Consider the following 309-nt stretch of genomic DNA (forward strand, 5'->3'; position numbering starts at 1 on the left):
AATATTCGACTTCACCGACCCCAACCACACCGGCCAGCCCCCGGAACGCCCCTTCCCATACGTCGCCAACAACGCCCCCGCCTCGATCGGATCACCCAACCGAGTACCCGTCCCATGCGCCTCCACCACATCCACATCCCCCACCGACAACCCCCCACTCGCCAACGCAGCCCGAATCACCCGCTGCTGCGACAAACCACTCGGCGCAGTCAAACCATTCGACGCACCATCCTGATTCACCGCCGAACCCCGCACCACCGCAAGCACCTCATGACCGAGTCGCCGCGCATCCGACAAACGCTCGACCAC

1 pseudogene is annotated in these 309 nt (G+C 64.4%); it reads right to left on the reverse strand.

Annotated features, from left to right (window positions below):
* Nucleotides 1-309 (reverse strand): annotated as a pseudogene (locus AC5WS7_RS40665) (modular polyketide synthase); the annotation flags it as partial.

Source organism: Nocardia sp. PLKS1-43, assembly GCF_059510335.1.